Raw genomic sequence first — 10,928 nt, 5'->3', positions numbered from 1 at the left:
GGGGTGGCGGGTACTTGGTAGATGGCGGGCGGCGGGCGGCGGGCGGCGGGCGGCGGGCGGCGGGCGGCGGGCGGCGGGCGGCGGGCGGCGGGCGACCTACCAAGTACCAGCGCCTGGGCGGTGGCCGGTACTTGGTAGGTGGGCAACGAGATCAGTGGCCGGTACCTGGGTAGGCGGCGGGCGATGTGGTCAGTAGCCACCTACCAAGTACCAGCGCCTGGGCGGTGGCCGGTACTTGGTAGGTGGGCAACGAGATCAGTGGCCGGTACCTGGGTAGGTGGCGAGCGACGAGGTCAGTAGCCACCTACCAAGTACCAGCGCCTGGGCGGTGGCCGGTACTTGGTAGGTGGTGGGCGACGAGGTCAGTAGCCGCCCGGACTACAGGCGGATCGACTTCTTGTTCATGAATTCTTCAATGCCCGCGGGGCCGAGCTCCCGCCCCATGCCGGAGCGTTTGATGCCGCCGAACGGCAGGTCGGCCTGGGAGCCGCCCGCGCTGTTGAGGTAGACCATCCCGGCCTCGATCTGCCGGGCAACCCGGGTGTTCCGGTCGCGGTCGGTCCCCCACACACTCGCGCCCAGGCCGAACGGCGAGTCGTTGGCGATCGCGATCGCTTCCTCCTCGGTCTCGGCCTTGAAGACGAGCACCACCGGGCCGAAGATCTCGTCGCGGTAGGCGTCCATGTCCGGCGTGACGTCGGTCAGTACGGTCGCCTCGAGGAAAGCGCCCGGACCGATCCGATGCCCGCCGGTGCGCAGCGTCGCGCCCTGCTCGATCGCCGTCGCGACCTGCCCGGCGACCTCGTCCGCGGCCGCGACCGACGCCAGCGGCGGCAAGGTCGTCTTCGGGTCCGAAGGATCACCTGCGACGTAGTACTCGGAGATCCGTTTGGTCAGCTTGTCGACGAACTCGTCGTACAGGTCGGCGAGCACGATCATCCGTTTCGGCGCGTTGCAGGACTGGCCGCAGTTGCGCATCCGGGCCGTCGCGGTCGCCTTGACGGTCTCGTCGACGTCGTCGGTGTCGAGCACGATCAGCGGGTCGGACCCCCCGAGCTCCAGCACGGTCCTCTTCAGGTTCTTGCCCGCCTCGGCCGCCACCGAGATGCCGGCCGCCTCGCTGCCGGTCAGCGAGACCCCGACGATCCGCGGGTCGGCGAGGATCCACGGCACCTGCCGGCTGGACGCGAACACGTTGACGTAGGCGTCGTCCGGTACGCCGGCGTCGTACAGGATCTGCTCGATCGCCACCGAGGCGCGCGGGCAGATCGAGGCGTGCTTGAGCAGGATCGTGTTGCCGAGCACCAGGTTGGGCGCGACGAAACGGGCCACCTGGTAGACCGGGAAGTTCCACGGCATCACGCCGAGCAACGCGCCGATCGGCTCCTTGGTGATCACCGCGGTGCCGCCCTTGATGGTCAGCGGCTCGTCGGCGAGCAGGGCCGGACCCTGTTCCGCGTAGTACTTGAAGATGTCGACGACGATGCCGACCTCGCCGCGGCCCTCGTTGATCCGTTTGCCCATCTCCAGCGTCATGATCGCCGCCAGCTCGTCGGCCCGCTCGGCGAACAGCTCCGCGGCCCGGGCGACGATCGCGGCCCGCTCGGCCACCGGCCGCTGCCGCCAGGCCGAGAAGCCGGCGTGCACCCGCTCGATCGCGGCCCGGACCTGCTCGTCGCTGGCGTTCTCGATCTCCTCGACCAGTTCACCCGTCGCCGGGTCTGTGACTGAGTACATGGGGACGAGTCCTCCATTCTCTACGACAGTGCGCAAGAGCACAGGCTAACGGCTCCAGTACATACTGTATACAGTCGTCTCATCTCTTACCCGGCCGTCCGGCGATTGGTAAGACAGGGGAAAACCGTCGGATCACTACTGTTCGCCAGTGCCCCCAACGGGGCATGCTTGGGCAAGAAATTGCCCGGCGGCGCGGCCGTCGGGGTCAGTCCCCGCCCATCGTCGATCGGATACCGCCCGTGCCCGTTCAACGGAAGTCCCGTCCTGTCCTGCGGCTGGTGACCGTGCTCGCCGCAGCGGCCGTCGCCGCGGTGGCCATCGCGTCCCCCGCGCCGGCCTCCGTCGCCGACCAACCCGATCCCGCCAACGCCTGGCAGTTCGACCACTGGCCGCAGCAGCAGCCGTGGCAGCAGTCGCAGCCGGCGCCCGCGGCCAACCGCCTGGCCGGTCCGGCCGGCGGCACCGGGAACTTCGGTGCCCCCATCGATCCGCAGAACTGGGAGAACCCCGACCACATGACGTGGTCGGACTACACGAAGCCGCCTGGTACCAACTGGGCCGACCCGAGCAAGACCGGTTCGGACCGGACCTTCAAGGGAGCGCTCGTCCTGGTCGACTACCCGGACAAGGACTTCGTCGTCACGCAGCCGAAGAACTCGACGCCGTTCGGCAACCCGAGCGCCGAGGCCAACGGCGTACCGCGTGATCAGGTCGCGCAGTTCTACCACGACTTCCTCAACAAGCCCGGCTCGCTCAACCGCGGCCACACGCTGCACGAGTACTGGATGGAGGACTCCGGCGGCCGGTACGGCGTGGAGCTCGACGCCTTCGGCCCGTACAAGATGCCCGGCAAGTCGTACGAGTACGCGATGGAGTTCCAGAGCGACGAGGACTGCCCGGCAGGCTCCGACTGCTCGAAGGACATCCGCGCCGACGGTCGCGCCGCCTGGGTCGCCGATCAAGGCGTCGAGGTCCCGGCCGGGTTCGACTTCGTGTTCTTCCTCAGCGCCGGGCAGGACGAGTCGTCCACCTGGCAGGAGTTCGGGATGATGAAGTTCCCGACCAAGGAGGAGGTCACCGAGGAGTTCGGCGGACCGGTGCCCGAGCAGCGCAACTGGTCCGACACCCGGTACGTCGACTGGACGTCGTGGCAGGCCGGTTCGTCCATCTGGCCGAACGCCGGCGGCGGCTCGTCGACGCAGGCCGAGAGCTCCGGGATGGGCGTCTTCGCGCACGAGTTCAGCCACATCCTCGGCATCGGCGACAACTACAACAACCCGTACGGCGTACCAGCACGCCGGGCGTACACCGGCATCTGGGAGATGCTCAGCCGCGGCAGCTTCAACGGCCCGGGTGGTCCCCACAGCCGGTGGATGATCCCCGCGACCGGCGGCGCGTCGATGGGCGCGCAACACATGCTGCGCAACAAGATCAAGCTCGCGATGGTCGACGAGCAGAACGTGCTCCGGCTCGATCGCGCCGCGCTCGCGCAGTCCGGCGTCGTCGTCGCGGACGTGACCGCGCGGGTCGCCCAGCCAGGTCCGACCGGCCTGTCCGGCGTCAACATCACGCTCGGCGGCGGTGACCTCGCGCCTGCATGCAACACGGCGACCGACCCGTTGTGCGACGGCCGTGGCTACCAGAACTACACGCTCGAGGTCGTCGACCGGATGGGCACGGACTCGTTCACGCCGGACTCCGGCGTACTGCTGGCCAAGACCAAGGACCAGGACCGCGCGCCGTTCGAGTGGGTGGTCGACGCCAACCCGCAGGACATCAACATGACCGACTACGTCCTGCCCGACGGCACCAAGGTCCCGATCACGATCGGCGACTACCGCCAGCTGTCCGACGCGCTGTTCCACGCCGGCACGAACTCCGGCAGCGAGTACGAGTACGTCGACGAGGCGAACCGGCTGCACTTCTACGTCACCAACGTGAAGCGTGACAAGAAGGGCATCCTGTCGTACACCGTCGCCGTCCGCTCCCTCGACGGCAACGGTCCCGCCAAGCGCGGCGTCCGGCTCCTCCCCACGGTCGGTCTGCCCGCCCGCAGCGGCGTCGCGACCTGCAACTTCCCGCTCACGAACACGGGCAAGGCGGCCGCTCCGCAGGGCCAGCACCCCGAGGACGTCAGCAAGTACCTGAACAGCGACGTCTACCGCCTCACCGCCAAGATCGAGGGCCGCGGCTGGTCGGTCAACCTCCCCAACGCGCTCACCACCGCCAAGGCCGGCACCAGCGTCGCCGTCCCCGTCCAGGCCAAGTACGACGGCCGCTCGGCCTCCCTCGCCAAGGTCACTTTGACCGCGGTCTCGGAGTCCGACCCCACCAAGAAGTCCACGACGAGCTGCGTGGCGCTCGCCAAGTAGCTCGCTCTTCCGGCCGGGCGGGACACCCCGCCCGGCCTTTCTTTGCGAGGTGCTGTAAAGAATCTTTGACATCGTGTCTGGTGTGCTTTACCTTCGGGAGTGTCAAAGATTTTTTACTCAGGGGGTTGTGGTGGCGTTTCAGGAGAAGCGGGCCTGGGTGTTCATGACGGTCTCGGTCGTCGGGTACGTCGTGTACGCGCTGATCGTGCTCGGCCGGGTCGACGGATCCTGGGGCGATACGCCGTACATCGCGGTGATGCTCTGGACGATCGGGGCGGCGATCGTCGCGGCGATCGTGCTCGAGGTGGTGGTGGCGGCCACGGCGGGGAAGGACGACGGGCCGCAGATGGATCAACGGGACCGGGAGATCGCGCGGTTCGGGGAGCAGGTGGGGCAGTCGTTCGTGGTGATCGGTGGGTTGATCGCGATGGGGCTGGCGATGCTGGAGGTGGGCTACTTCTGGATCGCGAACGCGGTGTACCTGGCGTTCTTCCTGTCCGCGGTGCTCGGGTCGATGGCGCGGATCGCGGCCTACCGGCGGGGGCTGCCGTGGTGAAGCCGACCCGGGTGACGAACGCGATCCGCGCGTTGCGGTTCGGGCAGGACGAGATGACGCAGGCCGAGCTGGCGCGGCGGATCGGGGTCACGCGGCAGACGGTGATCGCGATCGAGCAGGGAAAGTACTCGCCGTCGCTGGAGGTCGCGTTCCAGATCGCGAAGGTGTTCGGCGTACGACTCGAAGAGGTTTTTCAGTATCCAGGGGAGGAATGATCATGAGGGCAGTGGTTCAGGATCGGTACGGACCGCCGGAGGTGCTCCGGGTGGACGAGATCGACAGGCCTGTTGCTGGGGGCAACGAAGTTCTGGTGAAGGTCGTGGCGGCGGGCGTCGATCAGGGGACGTGGCACCTGATGGCCGGTGAGCCGCGGATGGTCCGGCTCGCGCTCGGGCTGCGCGGACCGAGGATGCGGGTCAGCGGGCGGGACGTCGCCGGGGTTGTCGAGGCGGTCGGTCCTGGGGTGACGGCGCTGGCTGTTGGCGATGAGGTCTACGGGACCTGCGTCAGCGGTTCCTTCGCCGAGTACGCCGTGGGCCGGGTCGACCGACTCACCCGCAAGCCGGCCAACCTGACCTTCGAGCAGGCGGCCGCCGTACCGGTCTCTGGTGGTACGGCGTTGCAAGGCACGCGCGGGATTCAGCCCGGAGAGCGCGTTCTCGTGCTCGGCGCCGCCGGAGGCGTCGGTTCGTACGGCGTCCAACTGGCGAAGGCCGCCGGCGCGCACGTCACCGGCGTCAGCAGTACGGCGAAGCTCGACCTGGTCCGCGAACTCGGCGCCGACGAGGCCCTCGACTACACCCGCGACGAACTGCCGGCGTCGTCGTACGACTTCATCCTGGACACGGGCGGGAACCGCTCTCTCAAGATCCTGCGGCGCGCCCTGAAACCCAAGGGCCGCCTGGTGATCATCGGCAGCGAAACCAAAGGCCCGCTCGGCGGCATGAGCCGCATCCTGTCGGCGAAGCTGCTCTCCCTCCTGATCAGCCAGCAACTCAGCGGCCTGATCAGCACCGAACGCGCCGAGGTCTACGCCGAGCTCCGCGACCTGATCGAGTCCGGCAAGGTCACACCGGCGATCGACCGCACCTATCCCCTCGCCGAAGCCGCCACCGCCATCCACCACCTCCGCGACGGCCATCCCCGCGGCAAGCTCGTGATGACCATCTGACGTTCACCCACTCCAGTACGTCGGCGACCTGCAGCAAGCGCTCCCCACGGCCGAGCAGGTCGTCGTACGGTGTGAGACCGGGCCGGTTACTGCCTGGCCCGTGCACAAGCTCGTTGCCTCCCGCACCACCGCAACGCCGTTCCACTTCTTCCGCATCCGCGATGCCCCGGGCGTCGAGCACGTCCACGAGGGCATGGTTACCCGCCACCGCCCGTCTAGTGAATAGTCGGCGACCGGTTGTTGCAAGCTCGCTGATCGCAGAGGATGCCAGTACCAACCTCGGCCCAAGAAGCGGACATGCATGCGCCACATTTTGCTGACCTGGAATCCCGGGCCGAACAACGACAAGCAATGGACGCCTGATCAGTGGCAGCGATCGATGGTCAGGGGCGCGGCCAGCGGCCGCGCACCCGGCAACAGGTGGAGCATCGGGCGTCGCACACGCGGGATTGAGCAGGGCGACCGTGGCTACCTTTACCGCCAAGGAGAGCATGGCCGCGGCATTGTCGCACTTGCCGAGATCATGCGCGGTCCGCACTTCGAGCCAGATTGGCGTGACAGAGAAGGTGATGCCGGATACGCCGGTCTTCGCTGGCTCGACTGTCTGCCCCTTGAGGAGATGCTCACCCTCGACGAACTCGAATCGCATGTTCCAAATTTTGCGTGGCGCAAAGTCTATAGCTCCGGCCGGGAGGTGCCCGGCGAAGAGGGCCGCCGACTGGCTGATCTGTGGGCCGATAGGACGCTCAGGATGTCGCCGCTGCCCGACGCCATGCTGGCAGGCGCAGGCTTTGGAGAATCCGAAGCCAATCGTCGGGTGGAGAAGGCTGCCGTCGACTTTGTCGTCAGGGCCTACAGGGCCGAGAAGTACTCGGTACGCAGCGTCGAACGAGACCATTGTGGCTGGGATCTCACGGTCAGCCGAGGTGAGGACGCTCTTCACGTCGAGGTGAAGGGTGCCTCTGGCCCGCTCCCCCGCTTCTTTCTCACGGCGAACGAGTATCAGCACGCCGCGATCGATCCGCGCTGGAGGTTGGTGATCGTCACCAATGCGCTGACCGATCCAACTTGGCACGAGATCGGCTGGCCTGAAATTCGCGACTATTCTGCCCCTGCACTGCATCGGGTTCAGGTGCCTCTAGAGGTGTTCCGCTGACAGAAGGCCTTGGCGCGCGACAGGCTGCTGAAGGCCGCGTCCGTAGCGTCGGGAAGGCCGCCGAATTCGGATGGATTCATGTGGGGGCGACCCTCGGTGGAGGCGCTGATGACCCGCAGACCGAGGCGGAGCTCCGGCGGACCTGGTTGCGGGTCGTGCAGCGCTGATCGTGCTGCTGGCAGGGCTCGCGTTCGCGGTGGCGCGATTGCTGCACGACGTACCGCATCTGGTGAACAGTACGATGCCGACCGAGACCCGTCGCGAGTACGTCGCGCATCCGTGGCGCGCCTACCTGCACATCGCGGTCGCGTTCTGGCTGGCCTTCGCGATGCACGCGGCGTTCGCCGAGTGGTAGATCCGGACCGCACCACATCCCCCAGGTTGATCCCTGAGCGATCCCCCACTTCGCGGGAAAGGCGTTGTGGTGGTCCAGGGAGCAGGAGCAGACTCGGGCCAGGGACGGGGAACAATCTCGGCTGGGGGCCGCTGATCAGCCGGGAGGGGCACATGATCGGCACGGAAGAACCAACGAATCGAACCACGGGCGTCGTACAGGCCGAAGAACTGGTGCGGGTGTACGGCGAGGGCGACACCGCGGTGCGCGCGCTGCACGGGGTGAGCGTGCGGATCGAGCCCGGGCAACTGACGGCGGTGATGGGGCCGTCCGGGTCGGGCAAGTCCACGTTGATGCACATCCTGGCGGGGCTGGACAAGCCGACGACCGGCTCGGTGCGGATCGCCGGTACCGAGATCACCACCCTCGGTGACGACGATCTGACCAAGCTACGGCGGCAGCACATCGGCTTCATCTTCCAGTTCTTCAACCTGCTGCCGATGCTGACCGCGCGCGAGAACATCCTGCTCCCGTTGACGATCGCGGGCCGGCGGGCGGATCCCGAGTACTTCGACGCGCTCGTCGCGCGGGTCGGTCTCGCCGACCGGCTCACGCACCGCCCGGCCGAACTGTCCGGTGGCCAGCAGCAACGAGTCGCGATCGCCCGCGCGCTGGTGTCGCAGCCGACCGTGGTGTTCGCCGACGAACCGACCGGCAACCTCGACTCGCGCACCAGCAAGGAGATCCTCGATCTGCTGCGGCAGTCCGTCGAGGAGTACGGGCAGACCACCGTGATGGTCACCCACGACGCCCGCGCGGCCGCGATGGCCGACCGGATCCTGTTCCTGGCCGACGGCCAGATCGTGAAGGAGACCGGGCGGATCAGCCAGCACGAGATCCTGCAGCTGATCGACACCCTGGACCTGCAGTGATCCGCTTCGCGCTGGCCGGAATGCTCAGTCGCAAACTCCGGACCGCGCTCACCGCGATCGGCGTCGTACTGGGCGTCTCCCTGATCTCCGGCACCTACGTGCTGACCGACTCGATCACCGGCGCCTTCGACTCGATCTTCTCCGAGAACTACAAGAACACCGACGCCACGGTCACCGGCAAGACCGCCTTCGACACCACGACGGACTCCGCGGGCGGCGTCGCTCCCCCGTTCGCCGCCAGCGCGCTGCCCGAGATCGAGAAGCTGCCCGAGGTCGACGCGGCCGACGGCAGCGTCTTCGGCGAGGTCCAGATGATCGGCCGCGACGGCAAGGCGATCGTCTTCGGCGGCGCGCCCAACCTCGGCTTCAGCGTCAACCCGGACCTGCCGCAGTTCAACGCGCTCACCCTGGTCGGCGGCAACTGGCCCGGGCCGAACGAGATCGTGATCGACACCCAGACCGCCGAGAAGAAGGGCTTCGCGGCCGGCGACGAGATCAGCGTCCAGGCCCGCGGCCCGGCCGAGAAGGTGCGGGTCTCCGGACTCGTCGAGTTCGGCGAGGTGTCGTCGATCGGTGGCGCGACGCTGGCCGGGTTCGACCTCGGTACGGCACAGAAGCTGTTCGGCAAGACCGGCCAGTACGACCAGATCCTGATCTCCGCCAAGGACGGGGTGTCGCAGCAACAACTGGTCGATGCCGTCGGCAAGGTTCTGCCCGCCGGGACACAAGTCCGTACGGCGGAGGAGCAGGCCGCCGCCGACGCCGAGGACACCAGTGGGTTCCTCGACTTCTTCCGGACCTTCCTGCTGGTGTTCGGTGGGATCGCGCTTTTTGTCGGCTCGTTCGTGATCGCGAACTCGCTGTCGATCACGATCGCCCAGCGCACCCGTGAGTTCGCCACGCTGCGGACGCTCGGCGCCTCGCGCCGGCAGATCCTCGGCTCGGTCGTGCTCGAGGCGCTGATCACCGGCGTACTGGCGTCGATCGCCGGGCTGCTCTTCGGGCTCGCGATCGCGACCGGGCTGTTCAACCTGTTCGACGCGGTCGGGTTCACGCTGCCGAACAACGGGCTCGTGTTCCAGACCCGAACGATCGTGGTCGGTCTGCTGGTCGGCATCCTCGTCACCGTCTTCGCCAGCCTGCGGCCGGCGTGGCGTGCGACGCGGGTACCGCCGATCGCCGCCGTACGGGAAGGGGCGAAGCCGATTCCGGGACGCTTCAACCGGTACCGGCCGCTCGGCGCGGCGCTGCTCGCGATCGCCGGGATCGCCCTGGTCGTGGTCGGGCTGTTCGTCGACGGGCTGCCGACATCGACTCTGCTCGTGATGCTCGGCGGGGGTGTCCTGCTCCTGTTCGTCGGGGTCGCGCTGTTCTCGTCCCGGCTGGTCAAGCCGCTGGCCGCGGCGTCCGATCCGATCGCGCGCTGGTCCGTGGTGACGTTGACCGTGATCGTCTGGCCGGTGCTCGCGCTCTCCTGGCTGATCAAGCGCGCGTTCCGTCGTACGGCGGAGTTCCCGCGGGTGCTGCCGGACGGACCGGCGACCACGATCGGCGGGCAGAACAGCCGGCGCGATCCGGCCCGGACCGCTTCGACCGCGGCGGCGTTGATGATCGGGCTCGCGCTCGTGACGCTGGTCGCGACGCTCGGAGCCGGGATCATCAAGCCGTTCGAGGACGCCGTCGACGGCATCTTCAGCGCGGACTACGCGATCACGGCGCAGAACAACTTCAGCCCGCTGCCGCCTGACGTCGCCGCGGCCGTCGCCACCACTCCGGGCGTCTCGGCAGTGACCAGCGTGCGCGGTGGGCAGGCGTCGGCGTACGGCGAGAGGATCCAGATCACCGGTGTCGACGCTGCCGCTCCGGAGTTGCTGGCCTTCGACTGGCGATCGGGTTCGCAGCAGGCGCTCGCCGATCTCGGGACCGACGGCGCGATCGTGGACGCGGACTACGCCGACAAGCACGCGCTCTCCGTGGGTTCGCAGCTCGCGCTGACCACGGTGACCGGCAAGGCGCTGCCGTTGAAGGTGCTCGGGGTCTTCCGGCCGCCGGCCGGTGGGTCGCCGTTCGGCAACGTGACGATCTCGACGCCGACGTTCGACGCGAACAACCCGCAGCCGTTGAACGTCTACACGTTCGTCAACCTGACCGGTGGGGTCACGGCCGCGAACACCGCTGCGCTCGAAGGCGCGCTGAGCACGTTCCCGAACGCCAAGGCGCTCGACCGCGACGCGTTCAAGAAGTCGCAGACGGACGGCATCAAGAGCATTCTCAACGTGCTCTACGTGCTGCTGGCGCTGTCGGTGCTGGTGAGCCTGTTCGGCATCGTCAACACGCTGGTGCTGACCGTGTTCGAGCGCACCCGCGAGCTCGGCATGCTGCGCGCGGTCGGGCTGACGCGCGGCCAGGTGAAGAAGATGATCCGGCACGAGAGCGTGATCACCGCGCTGATCGGCGCCGCAATCGGCATCGTGCTAGGCCTCGGCCTGGCTTTGCTGCTCGCAGCCCGGCTGGAGGAGGTCGCGTTCGCCGTACCGGTGGCTCAACTGGTGATCTTCGGCCTCCTGTCCATCGTCGTCGGCATCCTCGCCGCCATCTGGCCCGCCCGCCGAGCCGCCCGCCTGAACCCCTTGGAGGCGTTGCAGTACGAGTAGTACGCAAGAATGTCCC

General features: G+C 67.9%; 9 protein-coding genes. 8 read left to right on the top strand and 1 reads right to left on the bottom strand.

What is annotated here, in order from left to right:
- Positions 1–378 precede the first annotated feature (378 nt).
- Entirely contained in the window at positions 379–1,737 is a 1,359-nt protein-coding gene (locus ACYVIO_RS39755) for an NAD-dependent succinate-semialdehyde dehydrogenase (protein WP_460656183.1), read from the bottom strand.
- Between the two features lie 239 nt (positions 1,738–1,976).
- Between ACYVIO_RS39755 and ACYVIO_RS39750 the strand changes: the two genes are divergently transcribed.
- From ACYVIO_RS39750 to ACYVIO_RS39715, 8 genes are all read left to right on the top strand, one after another.
- Positions 1,977–4,109 carry a M6 family metalloprotease domain-containing protein gene (locus tag ACYVIO_RS39750; protein ID WP_460656182.1) on the top strand — a complete coding sequence of 711 codons (2,133 nt, stop codon included), beginning with the start codon at positions 1,977–1,979 and terminating at the stop codon, positions 4,107–4,109.
- Between the two features lie 130 nt (positions 4,110–4,239).
- A complete protein-coding gene (locus tag ACYVIO_RS39745; RefSeq protein ID WP_460656181.1) occupies positions 4,240–4,665 on the top strand; it encodes a hypothetical protein in 426 nt (141 codons plus the stop codon).
- Complete coding sequence (locus tag ACYVIO_RS39740; RefSeq protein ID WP_460656180.1) at positions 4,659–4,880, top strand: helix-turn-helix transcriptional regulator; 222 nt, start codon at positions 4,659–4,661, stop codon at positions 4,878–4,880. The genes ACYVIO_RS39745 and ACYVIO_RS39740 overlap by 7 nt, the downstream gene beginning before the upstream one ends.
- Positions 4,881–4,882: 2 nt before the next feature.
- Entirely contained in the window at positions 4,883–5,836 is a 954-nt protein-coding gene (locus tag ACYVIO_RS39735) for an NAD(P)-dependent alcohol dehydrogenase (RefSeq protein ID WP_460656179.1), read from the top strand.
- A 301-nt stretch (positions 5,837–6,137) separates the two neighbouring features.
- On the top strand, positions 6,138–6,992 hold the full coding sequence (locus ACYVIO_RS39730) for a protein NO VEIN domain-containing protein (protein ID WP_460656178.1): 855 nt from the start codon (positions 6,138–6,140) through the stop codon (positions 6,990–6,992).
- A gap of 169 nt (positions 6,993–7,161) precedes the next feature.
- On the top strand, positions 7,162–7,347 hold the full coding sequence (locus ACYVIO_RS39725; RefSeq protein ID WP_460656177.1) for a hypothetical protein: 186 nt from the start codon (positions 7,162–7,164) through the stop codon (positions 7,345–7,347).
- Positions 7,348–7,499: 152 nt separating this feature from the next.
- Entirely contained in the window at positions 7,500–8,258 is a 759-nt protein-coding gene (locus tag ACYVIO_RS39720; RefSeq protein ID WP_460656176.1) for an ABC transporter ATP-binding protein, read from the top strand.
- The gene (locus ACYVIO_RS39715; RefSeq protein WP_460656175.1) at positions 8,255–10,912 is read left to right on the top strand and encodes an ABC transporter permease; all 2,658 of its coding nucleotides are present in this window, start codon (positions 8,255–8,257) and stop codon (positions 10,910–10,912) included. Before ACYVIO_RS39720 ends, ACYVIO_RS39715 begins: the two co-directional genes overlap by 4 nt.
- Positions 10,913–10,928 lie beyond the last annotated feature (16 nt).

Source organism: Kribbella endophytica (assembly GCF_054781295.1).
Note: the sequence above shows the minus strand (reverse complement) of the source record. Positions and strands in the feature narration are given on the sequence as shown.